The sequence below is a fragment of the Xenorhabdus sp. PB61.4 genome (assembly GCF_963894935.1).
Lineage (GTDB): Bacteria > Pseudomonadota > Gammaproteobacteria > Enterobacterales > Enterobacteriaceae > Xenorhabdus > Xenorhabdus stockiae.
The window spans coordinates 1-21,440 of record NZ_CAWQJR010000154.1 but is presented as its reverse complement, the minus strand read 5'-3'; the positions used below and the strand labels follow the sequence as shown (position 1 = coordinate 21,440).

17 protein-coding genes are annotated in these 21,440 nt (G+C 43.3%); 11 read left to right on the top strand and 6 right to left on the bottom strand.

From position 1 onward, the window contains the following. Window positions 1–49: 49 nt before the first annotated feature. Genes hpaE through AACX68_RS09905 form a run of 3 tightly spaced genes read right to left on the bottom strand, consistent with a single transcriptional unit; the run spans window position 50 to window position 2,921 of the window. Window positions 50–1,516 (bottom strand): 5-carboxymethyl-2-hydroxymuconate semialdehyde dehydrogenase, encoded by a 1,467-nt coding sequence (hpaE, locus tag AACX68_RS09915; protein ID WP_228859000.1) that lies wholly within the window; start codon window positions 1,514–1,516, stop codon window positions 50–52. Then, window positions 1,513–2,277 carry a fumarylacetoacetate hydrolase family protein gene (locus AACX68_RS09910; RefSeq protein WP_228858999.1) on the bottom strand — a complete coding sequence of 255 codons (765 nt, stop codon included), beginning with the start codon at window positions 2,275–2,277 and terminating at the stop codon, window positions 1,513–1,515. Before AACX68_RS09910 ends, hpaE begins: the two co-directional genes overlap by 4 nt. Next, window positions 2,274–2,921: a fumarylacetoacetate hydrolase family protein gene (locus AACX68_RS09905; RefSeq protein ID WP_228858998.1), complete on the bottom strand. Its 648-nt coding sequence runs from the start codon at window positions 2,919–2,921 to the stop codon at window positions 2,274–2,276. Before AACX68_RS09905 ends, AACX68_RS09910 begins: the two co-directional genes overlap by 4 nt. A gap of 386 nt (window positions 2,922–3,307) precedes the next feature. On the opposite strand from AACX68_RS09905, the gene hpaR reads away from it, so the two are divergent. Continuing rightward, complete coding sequence (gene hpaR / locus AACX68_RS09900) at window positions 3,308–3,754, top strand: homoprotocatechuate degradation operon regulator HpaR (protein WP_099121413.1); 447 nt, start codon at window positions 3,308–3,310, stop codon at window positions 3,752–3,754. A 550-nt stretch (window positions 3,755–4,304) separates the two neighbouring features. On the opposite strand, the gene AACX68_RS09895 is transcribed toward hpaR, so the two are convergent. After that, window positions 4,305–5,138 carry a MurR/RpiR family transcriptional regulator gene (locus tag AACX68_RS09895; protein WP_228858997.1) on the bottom strand — a complete coding sequence of 278 codons (834 nt, stop codon included), beginning with the start codon at window positions 5,136–5,138 and terminating at the stop codon, window positions 4,305–4,307. 327 nt (window positions 5,139–5,465) lie between these two features. Between AACX68_RS09895 and AACX68_RS09890 the strand changes: the two genes are divergently transcribed. From AACX68_RS09890 to iolB, 8 genes are all read left to right on the top strand, one after another. After that, complete coding sequence (locus AACX68_RS09890; protein ID WP_228858996.1) at window positions 5,466–6,977, top strand: CoA-acylating methylmalonate-semialdehyde dehydrogenase; 1,512 nt, start codon at window positions 5,466–5,468, stop codon at window positions 6,975–6,977. 49 nt (window positions 6,978–7,026) lie between these two features. Further along, on the top strand, window positions 7,027–8,991 hold the full coding sequence (gene iolD, locus AACX68_RS09885; protein WP_228859015.1) for a 3D-(3,5/4)-trihydroxycyclohexane-1,2-dione acylhydrolase (decyclizing): 1,965 nt from the start codon (window positions 7,027–7,029) through the stop codon (window positions 8,989–8,991). Between the two features lie 435 nt (window positions 8,992–9,426). After that, window positions 9,427–10,413 carry an inositol 2-dehydrogenase gene (gene iolG / locus AACX68_RS09880; RefSeq protein ID WP_228858995.1) on the top strand — a complete coding sequence of 329 codons (987 nt, stop codon included), beginning with the start codon at window positions 9,427–9,429 and terminating at the stop codon, window positions 10,411–10,413. Between the two features lie 26 nt (window positions 10,414–10,439). Next, window positions 10,440–12,128: a solute:sodium symporter family transporter gene (locus AACX68_RS09875; protein ID WP_228858994.1), complete on the top strand. Its 1,689-nt coding sequence runs from the start codon at window positions 10,440–10,442 to the stop codon at window positions 12,126–12,128. Between the two features lie 30 nt (window positions 12,129–12,158). Further along, window positions 12,159–13,292, top strand: a complete 1,134-nt coding sequence (locus tag AACX68_RS09870; RefSeq protein WP_228858993.1) for a Gfo/Idh/MocA family protein — start codon at window positions 12,159–12,161, stop codon at window positions 13,290–13,292. 73 nt (window positions 13,293–13,365) lie between these two features. Then, window positions 13,366–15,339: a bifunctional 5-dehydro-2-deoxygluconokinase/5-dehydro-2-deoxyphosphogluconate aldolase gene (locus AACX68_RS09865; protein WP_228858992.1), complete on the top strand. Its 1,974-nt coding sequence runs from the start codon at window positions 13,366–13,368 to the stop codon at window positions 15,337–15,339. Beyond that, on the top strand, window positions 15,336–16,226 hold the full coding sequence (iolE, locus tag AACX68_RS09860) for a myo-inosose-2 dehydratase (protein ID WP_228858991.1): 891 nt from the start codon (window positions 15,336–15,338) through the stop codon (window positions 16,224–16,226). Before AACX68_RS09865 ends, iolE begins: the two co-directional genes overlap by 4 nt. Window positions 16,227–16,262: 36 nt before the next feature. Continuing rightward, entirely contained in the window at window positions 16,263–17,093 is an 831-nt protein-coding gene (gene iolB / locus AACX68_RS09855; protein ID WP_228858990.1) for a 5-deoxy-glucuronate isomerase, read from the top strand. A gap of 113 nt (window positions 17,094–17,206) precedes the next feature. Here the strand turns inward: iolB and AACX68_RS09850 are convergent, their stop codons facing one another. After that, window positions 17,207–18,496 (bottom strand): cytosine permease, encoded by a 1,290-nt coding sequence (locus tag AACX68_RS09850; protein WP_228858989.1) that lies wholly within the window; start codon window positions 18,494–18,496, stop codon window positions 17,207–17,209. A 17-nt stretch (window positions 18,497–18,513) separates the two neighbouring features. Next, a complete protein-coding gene (locus AACX68_RS09845) occupies window positions 18,514–19,209 on the bottom strand; it encodes a helix-turn-helix transcriptional regulator (protein WP_228858988.1) in 696 nt (231 codons plus the stop codon). Between the two features lie 410 nt (window positions 19,210–19,619). Here AACX68_RS09845 and AACX68_RS09840 point away from each other — a divergent pair, with 410 nt between their 5' ends. Together AACX68_RS09840 and AACX68_RS09835 are read left to right on the top strand one after the other, a co-directional pair. Beyond that, window positions 19,620–20,234, top strand: coding sequence for a helix-turn-helix domain-containing protein (locus AACX68_RS09840; RefSeq protein ID WP_228858987.1), 615 nt, complete (start codon window positions 19,620–19,622; stop codon window positions 20,232–20,234). After that, the gene (locus tag AACX68_RS09835; protein ID WP_228858986.1) at window positions 20,218–21,075 is read left to right on the top strand and encodes a queuosine precursor transporter; all 858 of its coding nucleotides are present in this window, start codon (window positions 20,218–20,220) and stop codon (window positions 21,073–21,075) included. Before AACX68_RS09840 ends, AACX68_RS09835 begins: the two co-directional genes overlap by 17 nt. The last annotated feature ends 365 nt before the right edge of the window (window positions 21,076–21,440 follow it).

The following is a 21,440-nucleotide window of genomic DNA, read 5'->3' as shown; positions in this document are numbered from 1 at the left end:
TCATTCAGTCTGTAGTCTGAATTCCCTCGGATATATCTCTTTTCTTAGATCAAAGTCCCCAGCGAGGAATGGGATGATTTCCCATTGAAATACAAACATTTTTCACTTCAGCAAAAACTTCAAAGCTATATTCTCCGCCTTCCCGTCCGACACCGGAGGCTTTTATTCCACCAAATGGCTGGCGCAGATCGCGTACGTTCTGGGAATTGACGAAGACCATGCCAGCTTCAATTCCCTGTGCCAGACGCAGGACTTTGCTCACATCCTGAGTCCAGATATAAGATGCCAGCCCATATTCCACATTGTTAGCCATGCGAAGGCCGTCTTCTTCACTCTTGAATGGCAACAGACAGGCGACCGGGCCGAAAATTTCTTCCTGTGCCACACGCATCCGGTTATCTACATCGGCGAGGACGGTTGGTCGCAGGAAGTGACCATTTTTCAGATGATCAGGCAGGTCTGCCGGTTTGTCCGGCCCTCCGGTTAACAGCGTTGCGCCTTCTTCAATACCCAGTCGGATATAACCGGAAACTTTCTCCCAGTGCTGGTGGCTGATCAGGCTACCAACCTGGGTATTCAGATCCTGCGGATCACCAACGCGCAGGCGGCTGGCGCGTTCTGCAAAACGTTTCACAAATTCAGGATAGATGCTTTCCTGAATGAAAATACGGGAGCCTGCTGTACAGCGTTCGCCATTGAGGGAAAAAATGGTGAACAGGGCAGCATCTAACGCACGTTCAATATCGGCATCTTCAAAAATCAGTACCGGCGATTTGCCGCCCAGTTCCATGGAGTATTTTTTCAGCCCTGAGTTCTGCATAATCAGGCGACCGGTAGCTGTCCCGCCGGTAAAAGAAACGGCACGGACATCATGATGTTTTACCAGCGCATCACCGGCAGTATTGCCATATCCCTGCACTACATTCAGTACTCCTGCGGGGATACCGGCTTCCAGAGCCAGTTCTCCCAGACGGTTAGCGGTCAGTGGTGAAAGCTCGGACATTTTCAGGACTGCGGTGTTTCCCAGAGCCAGACAGGGGGCAACTTTCCATGTGGCAGTCATGAACGGCACATTCCACGGGGAAATTAGTGCGCAGACGCCTACAGGCTGGATAAGGGTATAATTCAGCATCTTGTCATCGACAGGATAAGTGCGCCCGTTCATCTGCTGACAAGTTTCCGCAAAGAAATCGAAATTGTGGGAAGCACGTGGGATAAGGACATTTTTTGTCTGATGAATTGGCAAGCCCGTATCACTGGTTTCCATTGCAGCAATTTCAGGTACATTCTGGTCGATTAATTCGCCTAAACGTCGCATCAGACGCGCGCGTTCTTTCATTGGGGTATTTGCCCATTTAGGAAAAGCGTCTTTTGCGGCAGCCACCGCCTGAGCAATTTCTTCTTTTCCGCCAGAAGCGACTTCTGCCAATACCTCACCGGTTGCGGGATTGACTGTTTCAAAATAGGTACTGCTGCCAACGTTTTTACCGTTGATCCAATGATTAATTGTGGTCATGACAGGCTTTCCTCATATGCTTGCTGGCTGACAATATGATTTACCAGACGTCCGATACCTTCGATTTCCACAATCACTTCATCTCCGGGAACAACATCGGATAAACCTTTGGGTGTGCCCGTGGCGATCATGTCTCCTGGCTGTAATGTCATGAAATCGCTCAGATAGGCAATCAGAAAGGGGATATCAAAGATTAAATCTGCGGTTGTGCCACGCTGGCGTAATTCACCATTAACCCAGGTACTCAGGATCAGATTATGCGGATCGGCAATCTCGTGCTTATCAACAATCCACGGCCCGATGGGCGTTAACGTGTCACGGCTTTTTACACGCAGATTGGGGCGATAATAATTCTCCAGATAATCACGAACGGCGTAGTCGTTACAGAGGGTATAGCCTGCAACGTAATCCATGGCATCAGCTCTGGAAACTTTGTGGGCTGGTTTACCAATGACAACAACTAATTCGGCTTCATAATGCATATATTCCACATTATCAGGACGGACGGAAACCTGACGGTGGCCTGTGAAACTGTTAGCTGCCTTGATAAATACCAGAGGCTCCTCCGGCGGCTTAAATTCCAGCTCTGTGGCATGATCGGCATAATTCAGACCCAATGCGAACAGTGTTCCGGTGGCTGGCGGAAGCCATACAACATCAAGCCCGCTGATCCGGCTGCTATCAGGTAGCAGTACATTCTCCTGCTCATCAACAGTGACATGTAAATCCTGACCCTGATAGTGAATTCTGGCGTGTTTCATGCCTGACCTCCGGCCAATACAACGGTGTTTTGTAAAATGGGGAAACCACCAGCCCTGATTGTGACAGTATCATTGGGATGCAGAGTGGCACGTTGGTGAGGCGTTCCCAGCAGAATGACGTCCCCTTCATTCAGGGTGGTAAAGTCGCTTAATGCGGATAAAAGTTCTGGTGCGGAACGCACCAGATCATGAGTTGACCAGCGATCAACTTCCTGCCCGTTTATCTCGGTGATGATATCCAGTGAGTTTATAGTCTTCACATCCGACATCTGACCAATTGGGCAAAAACCATCGCGGCATTTTGCTTTTATGGCAGGGCGATAAAATGAAGTCTCCGGTAAGCTGACTTCGTTAGCCAGTGCATATCCGGCTATGTATTGTTCGGCATCTTTGGCAGAAACTTTGCGGGCAGCTTTGCCGGCGTTATTTGTGCTGATAAACAGTGCCAGCGTCGCACCGCTTTGCACCGTTTCCCCAATGGGATGGGGAATAACATCACCGGACGTAATCACTGTATTACGGGGTTTGATAAACCAAACTGGAGTTTGAGGAAGCGCGTTATATGGCGCTTTGTGAAATGACTTACGCCAAAAATCGAGCTGACTGTTGTGGTTGAGAGCGACGGCAAAGACGGTGCCTTTCATTAACAACTCCTTGCAAGCTGAGCGATGTATCGCAAGATAAATTATTAATATATTAATAAAGCAAGAATCGATGATGTTCAATATGTTAAGTTAATTGTTAATTTTAATTGTGATCTCTGTAACAACATTCTGTTCGTGATTATTTTTAGTACATAAAGATCAAACCGTTATATTATCTGATAGGGTCATTTGGTATTGTGTTTAACTTTCTGTTAACTTTTTATGGCAAAATAATTTTATTTATTTGTTAATATTGAATTCTTTTTCCTTTGTGGATAGTTATGAGCATGTTAGTCTTTTCGACTTTAATGTTGTCTATAATCGGTAGCGCATGCGTTCAACTTATAGAGAATTGCCCGTGGTTAACTTAAGAGTCACCTTTACTTATGCATGAATCCCTGACATTAGCATTGCTTCAAGCTCGGGAAACCTCGATGGGTTTTTTCCGCCCGATATTGAAGAGTTATAATTTGACTGAACAGCAATGGCGTATTGTTCGCGTACTCGCAAGCAGTCGCTCGATTGATTTTCATGATTTGGCTAACCTTACCTGTATCTTACGCCCAAGTTTGACGGGCATTCTGACCCGCATGGAGCGTGACGGTCTTATCTTTCGCTTAAAACCAATGAATGACCAGCGGAAGCTGTACGTTTCTCTGACTCCGGCAGGTCAGGAGCTGTATGAACAGGCAAAAGGAGAAGTCGATGAAGGCTATAAAGCAATTGAAGCTGCTTTTTCCCCAGAAAAATTAGCTCAGTTGTTAGAATTGTTGGATGATCTTATTTCTATCGGCAATCATTCCCAAACCGATATAGATGAAAACGAAGAATAGTAAACACATATTTGTATTAATATATTAATTAATCAAATCTCTCCATAATAAGAGAAAGAGCACCGGAATAAACTGGCTGTTATTTTTTTGAACAGTTTATTGCGGTGTTTTCTTTGATTTAAGAAAAATTTGGCCGCCTGATCGTATTATAGATTTTATTTATAATGCCGTATTTTCATAAAATATGTTTATGTTAAAACACCTCTGGATGAAATAACCCATAATAAATATTGATTATTGACTCAAAGAATGAATAGAGTGTGATTGGTGATTATTTGAATGAAAAAATAATCACAGTTTATAGGCTGACGGAAATAATTAATTTTTGATGAGGGGTTATTCTCTGTTTCATTAAGCAATATATTTCAGGCTGCAACCCGTCAGCCAACAACCTGAAATTAATATCCCCGTCGTCTTTCAAGTTGCCTCTTTGTTGGCTGCGCTCATTCACCCCGGTCACCGTTTTTATAAACATACGGCTATCTATGTTCCCGGGGATGAACTCCCTTGCCGCCGCGATGCAACTCGAAATCCATAGGGTATAGGATGATTATCCGGCATTTTCCTGCCGGTAAGCCAAAGCAACAGCCAGTGATTGCACCAGACATAACGTGGCAGACTGGGAGCGGAATGCATCAACTTTTGCTTCCTTCACCACAAAACAAACATCGTTAAAACTCGCTAATGGGCTGATTTGGCTGTCAGTAATCACAATCTGTTTTGCTCCAGCCTGTGCAGCTCTTTCACTGACCATCACGGTTTCTTCGGCATAGGGGGTAAAGCTGATGGAAACAACTACATCATTTGCCCCAATCATATTCATTTGTTCGCGGAACATACCTCCCAGACCATCTACCAGCAAAGGGCGACATTCCAGATGGCTCAGGGCATAGGTTAAGTATGATGCGACACTGAACGAGCGGCGCAGCCCGATAATGTAGATATTTTGAGCGCTTGCCAGTAAATCTACTGCCTTATTTAAGTCTTCTGCCGGAGTGCGGGCGGCAAGTTGCTGCATAGCCTGTGCATTGGAATGGGCAAACTCCTGCAAAATATGTTGCGGGTCTTCCACTTGCTGGTTATCACTATTCAGTGCCCTGAACAGGCGGGCACGGTCGGTATAACTGGCGGTTTCTTCTACCAGATTCATGCGGAATAATTGTTTCATCTCATTGAATCCGTTGAAGTCAAAGGCATTGGCAAAGCGGATAAGAGTAGAAGGTGGAACATCAGCTTCTTTTGCAATAACCGCAACCGTATCAAATGCCACGCTATTGGTATTATCCAGAACATACCTTGCCACTTGTTGTAACCGCTTACTTAACTCGTCATAACGAGAGTGAATTTGTTCCTGTAGTTCGGGCAGATTCGATGCAGCAGACATAAATGTCTCCCTAATAAATTGTAATTGCACAAAAATAGCGTGTTGATCACATTAATAAAATAGTATTTCAATTCAGATTGAAAATGAAATGGATATTTCATATATCTTTAGCATCGTGATTCAATTCATAATGATTCAACTCATCTTACGTGGTTCAGCCTGTATGTGGTTAGGCCTATACACAATGGATTTCAAGATGCATCGCGGCGGCAAGGGAGTTCATCTCCAGGAGCATAGATAGCTATGTGACTGGGGTGAGCGAGCGCAGCCAACAAAGAGGAAACTTGAAAGACGAAGTGTATATAATTGTATTGAGAGAGGCTCAAAATGGAACAGATTAAAAATTTTATTGGCGGGAAATTTATCAGTAGTCAAAGTGTACGAACCTTACCTGTTTTTAACCCTGCAACGGGGGAATCCATTCGGCAGGTTGCATTGAGCACAGCCCATGAAACAAAATCTGCTATCGAATCTGCCCATCAGGCTTTTGAGGAGTGGTCTAAAACCTCGCCATTGAAAAGAGCCCGGATCATGTTCAAATTTAAGTCACTCCTTGAGGAAAATCAGGCACATCTGGCTCGCCTGATTTCTGAAGAACATGGGAAAATATATTCTGATGCTGTGGGAGAACTGACCCGTGGCCTTGAAGTGGTTGAGTTCGCCTGTGGCATTCCTCACTTACAAAAAGGCGAGCACTCAGCCAATGTAGGGGCAGGAGTGGATAGCCATTCCCTGATGCAGCCACTGGGCGTATGCGCAGGGATCACCCCATTTAATTTTCCTGCTATGGTTGCAATGTGGATGTTCCCGATTGCGTTAGCAACAGGCAACACGTTTGTTCTGAAACCCTCCGAAAAAGATCCTTCTCTCTCTATTGAACTGGCTAAATTGTTACAGCAGGCGGGATTGCCGGATGGTGTATTCAACGTCGTACAAGGGGATAAGGAAGCCGTTGATGTCTTGCTGACTGATCCGCATGTTCAAGCTGTCAGTTTTGTGGGTTCAACACCGGTTGCCGAGTATGTTTATGCAACGGCATCATCACATGGTAAGCGTTGTCAGGCGCTGGGTGGCGCTAAGAACCACAGCATTCTTATGCCGGATGCTGATTTGGATATGGCGGCAAATGCCATTATAGGGGCCGCCTTTGGTGCCGCAGGAGAACGCTGTATGGCACTGTCTGTTGTTCTGGCCGTAGGGGATGAAATAGCGGATGAGCTGGTAACAAAACTTCGGCAGCAAATTGACAGAATGGTTGTGGGTGCTGGGATCAGCGAGGGGCGGGAAAACGATATGGGACCGGTCATTTCTGAACAACACCGGTCAAAAATCTGTGATTACATTAACAGTGGCGTAGAGCAGGGAGCAAAGCTGCTGGTGGATGGGCGAGGATATCAGGTCACAGGCCATGAGAAGGGTTATTTCGTGGGGCCAACTTTGTTTGATTATGTCACCCCAGAGATGAAAATTTATAAAGAAGAGATCTTTGGGCCTGTACTGTCCATTGTGCGCGTACCTGATTATCACACGGCACTGAAATTGATTAACCACCATGAGTACGGTAATGGCGCTGCTATTTTTACCTGTGATGGTGAAACTGCCCGTCAATTCAGTGAAGATGTACAGGCTGGTATGGTTGGCATCAATATCCCTATTCCTGTCCCTATGGCATTCCATAGTTTTGGGGGCTGGAAACGTTCTATCTTTGGTCCTCTGAATGTACATGGCAATGATGGTGTACGTTTTTATACTCGCATGAAAACAGTCACGAGCCGTTGGCCTGCCAGCGTTCGTCTGGAACACCATAGCAGCAGTTTTGTCATGCCAACGATGGAGTAATCTTATGAATACCAAGCCCATAAATACTGGCTCTGTAAATATCAGTTCCATGAAAGCATCGGCAACATCTTCTCAGACAAGACACACTCAAAAAATGACTATGGCTCAGGCTTTGGTCAGGTTTCTCAATCAGCAGTATATCAACGTTGATGGAGAGGAATTACCCTTTGTCTGTGGTGTTTTCACTATATTTGGTCACGGCAATGTTGTGGGGTTGGGGCAAGCGCTGGAACAGGAGCCGGGGCATCTTCGAATCTATCAGGGGTGTAATGAACAGGGAATGGCACATATAGCCACCGGCTTTTCCCGGCAGAAAAAACGGCAACAGATTTTTGCCGTCACTTCCTCTGTCGGGCCGGGCGCTGCCAATATGGTTACAGCCGCAGCTACAGCGACGGCTAACCGGATCCCACTCCTGTTATTACCGGGAGATACTTTTGCATGCCGCCAGCCGGATCCGGTTTTACAGCAGGTTGAACAGTATTGGGATGGTACTATCAGTACTAACGATTGTTTCCGGCCTGTTTCTCGCTACTGGGATCGCATATCCAGACCTGAACAATTAATGGCAGCGATGATTCAGGCCATGCGGGTATTGACTGATCCGGCGGATACCGGGGCAGTGACTGTCTGTTTGCCGCAGGATGTACAGGGAGAAGTCTGGGATTACCCTGATTACTTCTTCCAGAAACGGGTACATCATCTTGAACGCCGGCCTGCCTCCTTATCCCGTATTCAGAATGCCGTAGAGCTGATACAGCGTAAGAAAAAGCCATTACTGATTTGTGGAGGAGGAGTACGTTATTCCGGCGCACATGAAGCTTTCCGTCAGTTTGCAGAAACTTTTAATATCCCATTTGCAGAAACACAGGCAGGAAAAAGCGCCATTGTTGCGGCACATCCGTTGAATTGCGGTGGAATCGGTACAACGGGGGGGCTGGCGGCTAATTTACTGGCTAAAGAGACAGATTTAATTATTGGTATCGGCACGCGCTTTACTGATTTTACGACAGCATCCAAATCCTTGTTCCAAAATCCGCAAGCCGAATTTCTTATCATTAACGTGGCAGAGTTTGATGCCTACAAACTGGATGCTGTCGCAGTGATTGCTGATGCAAGAGAAGGGTTATCTGCGATGACTCAGGCATTAGCAAAAACGGGATGGCATTCCGGTTGGCAACAGGAGGTTGTTAAGGCTAAATCAGTCTGGCAGGAAGAACTGTCACGGCTGTTTTCTATCCAGTATCAGGCCGGAGACAGGCCAGAAATTGCAGGTCATCTGGATGAGAAATTAAATGAATACAGTGACGCATTGCAGACTAATCTGGCGCAGACGCGCGTACTTGGGCTGATGGATCAGTATCTGGAAGATAACGCCATTATTGTTGGTGCAGCCGGTTCTTTGCCGGGGGATTTGCAACGCCTGTGGCAACCCAAAGAGCCGGATACCTATCACCTTGAATATGGTTATTCCTGTATGGGATATGAAATTGCCGCAGCACTGGGGGCAAAAATTGCCTGCCCTAACCAGCCAGTTTACGCAATGGTGGGGGATGGGTCTTATATGATGTTACACAGTGAGCTACAAACGGCGATTCAGGAAAACATCAAAATTACTGTGCTGTTATTTGATAATGCGGGGTTTGGCTGCATCAATAACTTACAGATGAGTCAGGGCATGGGCAGTTTTGTGACAGAAAATCGGTATCGTAATCAACAAAGCGGGCGGCTGGATGGCGCACTGGTTCCGGTAGATTTTGCCAAAAATGCAGAAAGTTACGGCTGCAAAAGTTATCGGGTGCATAACGAACAACAATTGATTACTGCTTTGCAGGATGCCCGTAAACAACCATGTGCCACTCTGATTGATATTAAAGTGTTGCCGAAAACCATGACCCACGATTATGAATCATGGTGGAGAACAGGAACAGCGCAGGTTGCAGATAACCCGGCGGTTACCACTGCGGCTGAAAACATCAGGCGGTATGTGGAGAAATATACTCGGCAGTACTAATATTCTTATATATTGTTTCATGCCTTTCATCTGGCCGTGAAATTGCTCTGTTTATACAAGGTATGGAATATTTATTTCATACCAAACTCCTTCGTTATTTCTTCACCACAGTTGTGATCTCAATGCGTTCAACTTTGCTGTAGTTGAGTGCTTCATTGTTATTATTATATGATTTTAATGATTTTTTATTAATTTACTCAGACCTGATAGCTTATGTTTCGTGATAGATATAACACTAATTACATCATTTTCATCTCAAAATGCTAACCGCCTCTAAAAAATAAAATTTCCAATGTCTGTTAAATTGAAATAAATATTTTGATTGATATATTTTTATTCAAACCCAAAGCAGATATACCCGATGGATTTCAGAAAATGGCCCATAACGCAGCAATCTGAAAGACGACGGGGATACAGAGGTATCAAGGAGCATTCATGTTTAATATTGCATTATTTGGTGCTGGCAGAATTGGTCTGGTGCATGCGGTTAGCATTGCCAGTCATAAAGAAACCTGCCTCTACTCTGTCGTTGATCCTTATCAGGTAAATGCTGAAACACTGGCACAGAAATATCAGGTCAAAATACAAACAACTGAAGAAGCCATGTCTGATCCGGAGGTTCATGGCGTACTTATTGCCTCAGCAACAGATACACATGCTGATTTAATCGAACAGGCTGCCCGCAATAATAAAATGATTTTCTGTGAGAAGCCGGTTCACCTTGAGCTTGAACGGGTGCGGCAGTGTCTTGCTGTGGTAAAAGAGAGTCAGGTTCCTCTGTTTGTCGGCTTTAATCGCCGCTATGACCCTCAGTTCCGTCAGATGAAAAATCTGTTTCATGCAGGAAAAATCGGTAAAGCAGAATCCCTGATGATCACATCCCGTGATCCTGCTCCGCCACCCGCTGAATATATCCGGTTTTCCGGTGGTATGTTTCGGGATATGACGATTCATGATTTTGACATGGCACGTTTTATTATCGGAGAAGAGCCGTGTGCTATTTATGCACAAGGCAGTAATCTGGTTGATCCTGCCATTGGCTCAGCGGGCGATATTGATACTGCGTTTATTGTGATGAAATTTCCTTCCGGCGCTATGGTGAGCATCGCTAATAGCCGCCGTTCGGGGTATGGCTATGACCAGCGTCTTGAACTGCATGGTGAAAAAGGTTTACTGACAGCCGGTAATATTAAGGAAAACAGTGTGGAATTATGGGGAGACAACGGGTGTCTTTCTGCTAAACCCGAACATTTTTTCCTGCAACGTTATCGTGAGGCATATATCGCGGAATGGAATCATTTTGTCGATGTTATGGCTGGCAGAGCTATTCCAGAAACAACCGGTTTTGATGGTGAACAGGCATTATATCTTGCTGATAAGGCGCTGGAATCCCTGTTGTCCGGTAAAGAAATCAAATTATAGATCATAGAAAAACAGGGGAGCATTACATGTCAGCTTTTCTTTCTTTTATTGGTTTTACCCTGCTGGTGGCAGGGATTGCTTATTATAAAACAAGGAATAAACATTTAATTGATTCCACTGAAGGTTATTTTCTAGGTGGGCGTTCTCTGACCGGAGTTTATATCGGCAGCTCCATGTTATTAATGAATTTGTCTACAGAACATCTGGTCGGTTTAAATGGGCTGGCATTCAGAACGGGATTTATTGTTATGGCATGGGAAGTTATAGCCGCCTTAACTATTGTACTGTTTGCCATTTACTTCCTGCCCAAATATTTAAAATTGGGGATATCAACAATTCCAGAATATTTAGAACGGCGATTTGACAAAAATACTTTGCTGATTACCTCTGTTTTATTTCTGGCTATGTATGTTATTTCGTTATTGCCTATCGTGTTATATACCGGAGCTATTGCGCTGGAAAGTTTATTTCAGGTTTCTCAGGTATTCAATGTCGATAAAACCACCGCGTTATGGATTATGGTTTGGGGTGTCGGCGGGCTGGGGGCAATTTACGCTATTTTTGGCGGGATTAAAGCGATTGCTGTAGCTGATACCATCAATGGCATTGGGTTAATTATCGGCGGAGGCATCGTTACGATTTTCGCCTTACTGTATGTCGGGGATGGCAGTGCCTGGCAAGGGCTAACTGATGTTTATCAGGCGCACCCTGATAAATTTAACTCTATTGGTAGTGAAGACTCACTTGTTCCATTTTCAACCCTGTTTACCGGATTAATTATTTCCAATATGTTCTTCTGGTGCACCAACCAATCCATTGTACAAAAATCATTGGGTGCGAAGAATCTGGCGGAAGGGCAAAAAGGGGTCATGTTATGCGCTGTATTAAAATTGCTTATTCCTTCCATCATTATTTTACCGGGTGTTATTGCATTCCATATTTTTAATGGGCAAATAGATAACCCGGATAATGCTTACCCCGCATTAGTACAATTAGTTTTGCCTAAAATTCTGGTTGGCTTTTTTGCTGCGGTGGTTGTTGGGGCTGTATTCTCTACATTCAGTGGTGGTCTGAACTCCTCCGTTACTTTATTTACTGTCAATATTTACAAACAGAGAATTAACCCGAATGCCAGTGAAGCTCGAAGTGTAGCTGTCGGAAAATATCTAGGTATTGCTCTGGCGTTGGTAACCATGCTGATCGCTCCGCTCGTTGCAAATGCACCCGATGGTTTGTTTTACCTGATCCAGCAATTACAGGGGATTTTTAATGCTCCTATTCTCAGTGTTGTGCTGGTCGGACTGATGACAAAACGGGTTCCTCCGATTGCGGCAAAACTGGGGCTGCTGTTTGGTATGTCAGCATATATTGTTTGTAACTTTATCCTGCATATTGATATCCATTTCTTCCATCTGGTCGGCATCTTATTTGTGCTGAATGTCATTTTTATGCTGACAGTCGGTTATTTCTTCCCTGCTGAAAGTTATGAAGAAGTGTATACAAAACAGGTAGATATTACCCCGTGGTCAATGGTGAAACCTATGGGATGGCTAATTACACTGGCTGCTGTCTCAATGTACGTTTTTCTGGCTCAGAATGTGCCGAATTATGTAATGACACTTTATTATCTGTTTGCAGCCGGAATTCTGGGATATGTCGCTTATCAAATCAGTAAGGTGTTGTCTAAGCGCTCCATTCATCGTGAAAACGCCTAAAAAATCTGAGTGATGGGGAATCCAAATAATATGAAAGAAATTCGGATTGGCCTGATTGGTGCGGGATATATCGGGCGAGCCCATGCTATAGCCTATGCGCAAGCACCGACGGTATTTCCATTAAAAGGGAAATTAGTACGTGCAATGATTGCTGGGATCACACCGGAGCTTGCTCAGACTCAAGCAAAAGAACTCGGTTTTCTACGCTCAACGGGCGATTGGCGAGAACTGGTTGCTGATCCTGATATTGATGTAGTTGATATATGTACGCCAAATTATTTGCACAAAGAAATGGCATTAGAAGCCATTAAGCACGGTAAACATATTTATTGCGAAAAACCACTGGCCCTGAATTCACATGATGCAAAACAGATGGCAGCAGCAGCCACTATCGCCGGAGTGAAGACGCTGGTGGGGTTTAATTATATGAAAAACCCGACTGCTCAGCTGGCTAAAGAGATTATATCGAGTGGTGAGATTGGCGAAGTTGTGCATTTTTACGGCACACATAATGAAGATTATATGGCTGATCCCCTGAGTCCGATTCATTGGCACTGCTTTAAGAATGAGGCCGGTTTGGGTGCATTGGGCGATCTTGGCGCGCATATTATTAATATGGCGCAGTATCTGGTGGGAGATATCACAACTGTTTGTGGTGATATGAAAACAATTGTGAAAGTACGCCCTGAAATATCAGGTTCTTCTGTATTGATCCCCGTTGAAAACGAAGATCAGGCTCATGCAATGGTACGTTTTGATAGCGGAGCTATAGGTGTGATTGAAACTTCCCGCATAGCCTGTGGACGAAAAATGGGGCTGACTTATGTCGTCACAGGGACTAAAGGTACTCTAAGTTTTACTCAGGAACGAATGGCGGAGCTGAAACTCTACCGGCACGATGAACCGGCCAATCGTCAGGGTTTTAAAACTATTTTGGTCGGGCCGGAACATCCGGATTATGCCCCTTTCTGTCACGGCACCGGGCATGGTATTGGCTTCAATGACCAGAAAACAGTGGAAGTGAAAGATTTAGTTGATGGTATCGCGTTGGATCAGGATATCTGGCCTGATTTTACTGAAGGCTGGAAAGTCTCTCGCATTCTGGATGCGATTGTCTGCTCTCATGAACAAAAACGCTGGGTTAACGTCACTGAAATTAATTAAATCTCGCAGTTAGCAACATACATGGGTTAGCAACATAAGTTAGCAAAACGCACATTGGGTAAGAGGTGGAGCGATGGAGCAACATAAAAAGTTTGATGTTATCTGTATGGGACGTATTGCGGTCGATTTATATGGTCAGCAGATAGGTGCACGTTTGGAGGACATGACCAGTTTCTCTAAATATCTGGGAGGCTCTTCTGGCAACGTAGCTTATGGTACAGCGCGTCAGGGATTAAAATCGTCCATGCTGGCCAGAGTCGGTGATGAGCATATGGGGCGTTTTCTACGTGAAGAGCTGGAGAGGGTAGGATGTGATACCAGCCATTTAATTACTGATAAAGAGCGTCTTACGGCTTTGGTGTTACTCGGTATAAAAGACAAAGAAACTTTCCCGCTGGTTTTCTACCGTGACAATTGTGCTGATATGGCGATTACCCGCGATGATTTCAGTGAGGAATATATTGCTTCTGCCCGTTGTTTGGCGATTACCGGAACCCATCTTTCTCACCCGAAAACCAGAGCTGCCGTGCTGACCGCATTACAATATGCCCGCCGTAATGGGGTAAAAACAGTTATTGATATCGACTATCGCCCTGTTTTGTGGGGGCTGACTTCACTGGGTGACGGTGAAACCCGTTATATCGCCTCAAAGCAGGTGACTGCTCAATTACAGGAAGTACTCTCTCAATTTGATCTGATAGTGGGTACAGAAGAAGAATTTCATATCGCTGGTGGCTCTAAAAATACCTTAGATGCCTTACGCAGCGTCAGGAAACTGAGTTCTGCCACTCTGGTCTGTAAACGTGGGGCTCTAGGGTGCTCTGTATTTACCGGGAATATTCCTGAGACTCTTGATGAAGGGATCACTATTCAAGGCGTTAAAGTAGAAATACTGAACGTGTTGGGGGCGGGTGATGCGTTTATGTCTGGTCTATTGCGTGGCTACCTGAATAACGAAAGTTGGGAACAAAGTTGTGCTTATGCAAATGCCTGTGGTGCTTTGGTCGTTTCACGACATGGCTGTGCGCCTGCAATGCCGGATAAAACAGAACTGGATAACTATATCGTGCGAGCAAAAAAACTTGCGTCAACAGCAACAGGTTATCGCCCTGATTTAGATATCCACCTGAATCATCTTCATCGCGTGAGTAGCCGTCATAAGCAGTGGCAGGAATTGTGTGTGATGGCGTTTGATCACCGGATTCAATTTGTTGAAATGGCACGTGAAGTGAATGCCAGTCTTGATCTCATTCCACCTCTGAAAAAATTGTTATTCCAAGCCAGTCAGGAGGTGAGTACAGAAGCTAATCTAAAAGGTCACTCAGGCATATTATGTGACAGTACTTTTGGACAGGACGTTCTTGATGCTGCGACCGGGCAGGGGTTATGGATAGGGCGTCCGATTGAATTACCCGGCTCCCGTCCACTCTGTTTAGAACATGGAAATATTGGTTCCCAGCTGGTTAGTTGGCCATTGGAACATATCGTGAAATGTCTGGTGTTCTTCCATCCTGAAGATAACAGCACTCTGCGTCTGGAGCAGGAAGAAATAGTGAAGGAAGTTTATGCAGCCTGTTGCCAGTCAGGCCATGAGCTACTCTTAGAAGTGATCTTACCATCTGGCATGACTCGTTCAGATGAATTTTATCTACGTGCACTCAAGCGGTTCTACAATCTTGGTATCAAGCCTGACTGGTGGAAATTGCCTCCCATGCAATCTACAACGTGGGATCAAATTGAAGATTTGATTATGCAACGGGACCCTGATTGTCGCGGAGTTGTGATTCTGGGGCTGGATGCACCCGCAAAAACACTCAAGGCAGGTTTTAATGCGGCAGCAGGTAAATCCATTGTCAAAGGGTTTGCCGTTGGTCGCACATTATTCGGTAAAGCATCACAGAAATGGCTGGCTGGCGAAATTGATGATGAGACACTCGTTCTCCAAGTAAAAAAGAACTACCACAATCTGATTAATGACTGGCGTCAGCGTGATGAAAAAAATGCAAAAGAAGAACTGAATCCTCAATATACAGGAGAACCGTCATGACTGTTCAACTTGGCATCAACCCTCTGACATGGACTAATGATGACCTGCCTTCTCTGGGAGCAGAAACATCGCTGGAAACCTGTTTATCAGAAGGGCGTCAAGCAGGGTTTGCGGGTTTTGAATTGGGTAATAAATTCCCCCGCCAATCGCAGATATTAGGGCCTATTCTGGCTTCCCATTATCTGAAATTAGTATCTGGCTGGTATTCCGGGCAATTGTTGACACGTAGTGTCGAAGAAGAAATTGCAGCTGTTCAGCCACATTTAACGCTGCTGCGTGAACTGGGAGCGACGGTGATGGTCTTTGCCGAAGTGACAGACTGTATACACGGTGACCAGACTAAGCCTGTGTATTTACGCCCCCTTTTTCCGGCGGAGCGCTGGCAGGAGTATGGAGAAAAATTAACAGAGTTTGCCCGTTATACTCAGTCTCATGGGGTTCAGATTGCTTATCACCATCATATGGGAACAGTGATTGAAAGTGCTGAAGACATTAATCGTCTGATGGAAAACACGGGTGAAGAGGTTGGGCTGTTGCTGGATACAGGGCATTTAACCTTTGCCGGAGATGATCCGCTGACTGTCGCAAAACGCTGGGGTAAACGAATTAACCACGTGCATTGCAAAGATATACGGCCGGAGGTACTGGAAGATGTCAAAAACCGGAAAACCAGTTTTCTGGATGCAGTGTTAAGTGGTGTTTTTACTGTGCCGGGTGATGGCTGTGTAAATTATTCAGATATTTTCAATGTATTGAGAGATAACGACTATCACGGCTGGCTAGTTGTTGAAGCAGAGCAGGACCCTGCAGTTGCACATCCGCTGACTTACGCCATATTAGGGTATAAAAATTTACATCGGCTTGCTAAAGATGCAGGGCTGATGTGAACACTGACATTAAAAAGTGACCTTGAGGTAGATTGTATGTCTAAGCTGCTGTCAAAATATCATAAACCCGATCAAAACAAGCGGACACAACATATCTCGCCAGAAATCGCAAACTGGGGATATGTTCATTTTGATGTTTACGAGCTGGATACGGGGGAGTCAATAACATTAGCTGCTTCTGAAAATGAAACCTGTCTGGTTTTAGTTGCAGGAAAAGCAACAGTGAACACTGCTCAACAGCGATTTGAACAAATTGGTGATCGTATGAGTCCGTTTGAGCGTAAAAAACCTTATGCTGTTTATATCGCGCCACATGAGGCGATAGAGATTATTGCTCAAACCCATCTTGAACTGGCGGTTTGTCAGGCAAAAGGGAAAGGAAATTATCCAACTCGCTTAATTACACCACAGGATATTGGGGCTGAACAGCGGGGAAATGGACATAATCGTCGTTATGTTCATAACATTCTTCCTGATCACCAGCCAGCTGATAGTTTATTGGTAGTGGAAGTTTATACTGATGAAGGTTGTACCAGCTCTTATCCTAGCCATAAACATGACACTGATAATGAACCTCAGGAAACCTATTTGGAGGAGACTTATTATCATCGTCTGAACCCACCGCAGGGCTTTTGTTTACAGCGTGTTTACACTGATGATCGCTTATTAGATGAAACAATGGCAGTGTATAACAAAGATGTTGTGATGGTTCCGAGAGGGTATCACCCTGTAGCAACAATTGCCGGATATGATAGTTATTACCTGAACGTAATGGCTGGGCCTACGCGTAAGTGGCTGTTTACATGGGAAACAGATCATCAATGGGTTAATAGTGACAGATACGCTGAAAAGCACAGTAAGAACTAAGAGTTTTTTATTATGTGCACAATGAGCTTAAAGATAATACTTGATGGTTAAAGAATAAATTAAAAGACGAAAAGTAGATTGCTCCCTCAGTAGGGAGCAATATCTGGGGAGAATCATGGTAAGCGTTTAACAGCAGATTTAGTGAACCAGTAAACTCCACTTGCTATTAATAATGAATTAAGTGCTGGTATTCCCCATTCAACAGTTAACCCAATAATACTGCCAACGAGGCTGGCGATAATAGCAGCCCAGCCTATAACCGGTGTTTCAGGAGGAAGTTGTCCTTTTTGTCTACTTTCATCCAATACCTTTCGATAAGAACGCAAAATATAGTAATCAACCAGCATGACTCCCAAAATCGGTGGGAAGACAACGCCGAGTACAGTAAGGAAATCCACAAATCGATCCAGAATACCCAAAATAGAAAATAGGGTTCCCAATATCCCAATTACTATTGTTGTTGGAGGGTAATGTAGTTTTTTCCCGGTGACTCCTTCGACCGCATTGATAACTCCCAATGATGAAGAGTACAGATTCAGGTCATTCACTCTTAATGTTGAAAACACTACAACGAACAAACCCGTCCCGCCCGCGGCCTGGGACATAATGGTGACAACATCGGCTGTATTTAGTGCTTTCGCGATTAAAATAGCCAGACCATTAATAACAAACTCACCGGCAAGAATCGTCAACAGCGTGATCCCAAAAACATGTTGCCCTGATTTGGTATAACGAGTCAGATCAGGAGTCATCAAACTGGCAACAATTGCGCCACCGACAACTATCGTGATACCTGCACTGATAGATAAAGTTTCATCTGAATGAGGTAGCTGCATAATTTCATACCAATTCTGGCCAGAATCACCGGACAGTACAATGGTGGAAATATAAACAACTAACAGGATAAACATGGGGACAGCAACTCTGGCGGTGAATCGTAATGCTTTAAAACCAAAAGCCACAAGAGTCGTCAATATAGTACCGGATATGATTGCCGCTAGACTAAAGCCAAGTTTATCCCCGCAAGCGAAGTTAAGGGATTTAGCAAAAATAGCATTCTGAATGCCAAACCAGCCTAATAAACTGACGGCAATAACAAGACCGATCAACACGGAGCCTATTCGTCCAAAACCGCACCACCGGGCCAATAAACTACCGGATAAGCCTTCACGCATGCCGGCAAAGCCGAGGCCAAAAGTTACAATGCCAAATATCAGACTGCCAATAAAAATAGCAATAAATGCATCGGTCAGTGTCATAGCGTTGCCGAGGACAGCACCTAACATAAATTGATCCAATGCGGTTAACATGCCCATATGGACGATAGCCACGCTTAGCAAAGATAAACGTTGTTGTTGTGGTACTCGGCTTAGTGGGCTGTGTTCAATTTTGACAACTACCATCGATCATTCCCTGATTTTTAGATAAATAGAACGCCTTTCTCAATTAAACGTTCAGGAATATAGCTATCTAATTGTAAATGCCTGCAAAATTCCTCAAATTGCTGATGCGAGTGAACATTCGCTTTCTGATAGATGTTATATATGCGATTTTCTATTGTCTTAGGAGTGACATTGTAAATCTGAGCTATTTCCTTACTTGAACGCCTTTGCAACATCAAAAAGATGACGTCCAGTTCTCCCTTGGTAAACAGGTCTGTTTCAGCCTCTGTTGTTAACACACTGGGTTTATGTTGATTAATATATTTCAGAGGGGAAAGACTACTGAGTGGCTTGGCATTCCAGACAATGCCAATGCACTCTTTTTCATCGTTGTACACAGGGAATTTTTCGCTGATAAAAGGGGCGAGGCTATTTTTTCCGTACCAATAATGGGTTTCGATGATGGAAACCCTGTCTTTTGATTCTTCGGTTCTCCGGTCATGCTCTTTTAAATCCTGTGTAAATTGATCTTCAGACCAGTGAGCCGGAAATTCACAATCAAGTTTACCCTCTACGTCAAAATTTTCAGGTGTATTAGTGTATAGATAGGCTGCTTTATTCATATAGATATGACGGGACTCTAAATCCTTAATGCCCCAAGGATCGCTGAGATGTTCCATCATAGCGATCAACCCTTTCAAGTAGGGTTCATTATTTTTATAGAGTGAACTCATTTTTATCTCATATAGTTTACATGTGGTAAATTTTATTATGTAAATAGTAACCAATATATCTATATGTTATTCCTCATCTATCTTTAAATAGAAGTCATCATTTTGAGATGGAATGGGCGATCTTTTAATAAAAAGCATTGGCATAAGTCATATTCACTTTATTTAATATTATTTTTGTATTTTTATTATTATTTTTTAATGGTGTTAATCAAAATATAACTCGAAAAATTAATATTTTCCATAAAAAACAATTTAGTTGTATTATTAAATAATAAGGTTAGCAAGTAAGTTGCTATCATTTTTTAAGTTTTATAGCAAGAGTGTTCTTCACTCTTCCGAAGTTTAATAAAAAATGTTTATTCTAAAAGGTCATATAAATTAGATGGTTACATATTTTTCTGGGCATTGCTATGTATAAAAAACAAAAAATGGAATACCTGAGAAAAAATTTACAGTATTTACTTGATTCTAGAGGGGAAACCCGGGTGTCACTTTGTGACCGGACGGGGCTTAATCGAACAACGATCTACAATATTTTAGATGGTCGGGTACAAAGTGTTCACTCCTCAACAATCCAAAAAGTATCTAATTTTTTTGGTATTTCTTACAGTGAGATCGAAGCGATTGATATTGCAGAAAAAGAGCGCATTGATGCAATTGTTTCTTATGAAGGGAATATGAATCCGTGTGCTGTCCCGCTGTTTATGCAATCTGAGTGTGTTACTGCCGAGTTTTATGAAAGTAAAATTGGCACACTTATTGTTGGAAGAACACTAACTTATTATTTTGGTTCTGGCCCTAATATTGTCGCTATTTTACTTGAGAATGATTTTTCGGGTAAATATAATGCTGGTGATTTACTAATAGTCAGGAGAGGTAATTATCAGAGCGATAATCCTAAATTATGTTTCGATCCAAAACAGAAAAAGTTTCATATCAATGAGTCTTGTGTTGAGAATTCAGACGATTTTGCAGTGATTGGAGATATAATGGAAGAGCGGTTTGGGTATGGGAAAAAAATATAAATTATTGGGATTTAACAGTTACGATAATACAGCCAATGTATTGATTTTATCAACAGGAAAAGTTTTAAAAATCAATGTGAAGGAGTTAGAAAAGAGTGAAATAGCAGATGACTTCGATAGTCACGAAACGAAATCGCTCTACAGAAAAATATACTCTAGTTTTCCAAATTCCCCCTCAATCTATGAAATTGAGGAGCGTAACGAAAAGTCCTGGGGTGTTTATTCACTTCTCGCCCTGTTGCTAACAATTTTCTATACTTTCAGTAATATAGCAGCAGCGAAACCTGTCTATATTGAATATTTTGATATTATTGTGACTCCGGGGACGTTCATTTATCCGTTCTCATTTTTAGTTATTGACTTGCTCAGTGAGTTTTACGGATTCCGGCTGGCAAGAAAAGCCATATACATGTCTCTGGCTTCTAATCTGATTATTGTCTCGTTATTAAGTATATCGACGGGTCTACCGGCTATTCCGGGCTGGGGGTTGAATGAGCAGTATAATGCTTTGATGAATCACATCTTGTCGGCGATTTTTGCTTCTTCATTGTCATTTTTAGTCTCAGAGCTGGTTAATTCGTATGTCTTGTGTAAGTTAAAAGACATGACAAATTCTCGGTTTCTGGCACTGAGGGTGTTTTTTAGTACGTTTATAGCATCAATCCTTGATAGTTTTGTTTTCTGTTTTGTTGCATTCTACGGAAAACTTCCTACCAATCAGATCATTGGAATGATGGTAGTGCAGATCTTAATTAAAATCTTCTTTGCTTTGTTTAACGTCTTTCCTGCCTATGGCTCGCGTTATTTGTTCAATCGCTGGGTTGTTAAGGCTGCACATTAATCAACCGCATGGAGAGCATTTCTCCATGCTATTTCATCGATAAAATCCTGCCTAATGTAGTATAACATCCTGCTATATCCCCTGTTTTCCATGTTGATTCTTTGTTGTATGGGCGCCTTTATTGTCGTAATACAACTCGAAACTCATGGGATTATATTGATGAAATGGCTGATGGTTATCCTTCAATTTAAATTTTATCGTGATTAAAAGGATGCTATAAATTCCGTATATTTATACAGTAGTACTTTTCATATTCACGTTATCTATGCAATAAATTTTGTAAAATATGCTTATTTTTTTGCGTTTAGTAACAAACACAATATTTTAAATTTTTATTCATATAAATCAATTATATAACCTAATGT

Excerpts from the sequence above, each read along its gene's own strand:
- hpaE (WP_228859000.1), bottom strand. The coding sequence starts at position 1,516 with ATGACCACAATTAATCATTGGATCAACGGTAAAAACGTTGGCAGCAGT.
- AACX68_RS09910 (WP_228858999.1), bottom strand. The coding sequence starts at position 2,277 with ATGAAACACGCCAGAATTCACTATCAGGGTCAGGATTTACATGTCACT.
- AACX68_RS09905 (WP_228858998.1), bottom strand. The coding sequence starts at position 2,921 with ATGAAAGGCACCGTCTTTGCCGTCGCTCTCAACCACAACAGTCAGCTC.
- hpaR (WP_099121413.1), top strand. The coding sequence starts at position 3,308 with ATGCATGAATCCCTGACATTAGCATTGCTTCAAGCTCGGGAAACCTCG.
- AACX68_RS09895 (WP_228858997.1), bottom strand. The coding sequence starts at position 5,138 with ATGTCTGCTGCATCGAATCTGCCCGAACTACAGGAACAAATTCACTCT.
- AACX68_RS09890 (WP_228858996.1), top strand. The coding sequence starts at position 5,466 with ATGGAACAGATTAAAAATTTTATTGGCGGGAAATTTATCAGTAGTCAA.
- iolD (WP_228859015.1), top strand. The coding sequence starts at position 7,027 with ATGAAAGCATCGGCAACATCTTCTCAGACAAGACACACTCAAAAAATG.
- iolG (WP_228858995.1), top strand. The coding sequence starts at position 9,427 with ATGTTTAATATTGCATTATTTGGTGCTGGCAGAATTGGTCTGGTGCAT.
- AACX68_RS09875 (WP_228858994.1), top strand. The coding sequence starts at position 10,440 with ATGTCAGCTTTTCTTTCTTTTATTGGTTTTACCCTGCTGGTGGCAGGG.
- AACX68_RS09870 (WP_228858993.1), top strand. The coding sequence starts at position 12,159 with ATGAAAGAAATTCGGATTGGCCTGATTGGTGCGGGATATATCGGGCGA.
- AACX68_RS09865 (WP_228858992.1), top strand. The coding sequence starts at position 13,366 with ATGGAGCAACATAAAAAGTTTGATGTTATCTGTATGGGACGTATTGCG.
- iolE (WP_228858991.1), top strand. The coding sequence starts at position 15,336 with ATGACTGTTCAACTTGGCATCAACCCTCTGACATGGACTAATGATGAC.
- iolB (WP_228858990.1), top strand. The coding sequence starts at position 16,263 with ATGTCTAAGCTGCTGTCAAAATATCATAAACCCGATCAAAACAAGCGG.
- AACX68_RS09850 (WP_228858989.1), bottom strand. The coding sequence starts at position 18,496 with ATGGTAGTTGTCAAAATTGAACACAGCCCACTAAGCCGAGTACCACAA.
- AACX68_RS09845 (WP_228858988.1), bottom strand. The coding sequence starts at position 19,209 with ATGAGTTCACTCTATAAAAATAATGAACCCTACTTGAAAGGGTTGATC.
- AACX68_RS09840 (WP_228858987.1), top strand. The coding sequence starts at position 19,620 with ATGTATAAAAAACAAAAAATGGAATACCTGAGAAAAAATTTACAGTAT.
- AACX68_RS09835 (WP_228858986.1), top strand. The coding sequence starts at position 20,218 with ATGGGAAAAAAATATAAATTATTGGGATTTAACAGTTACGATAATACA.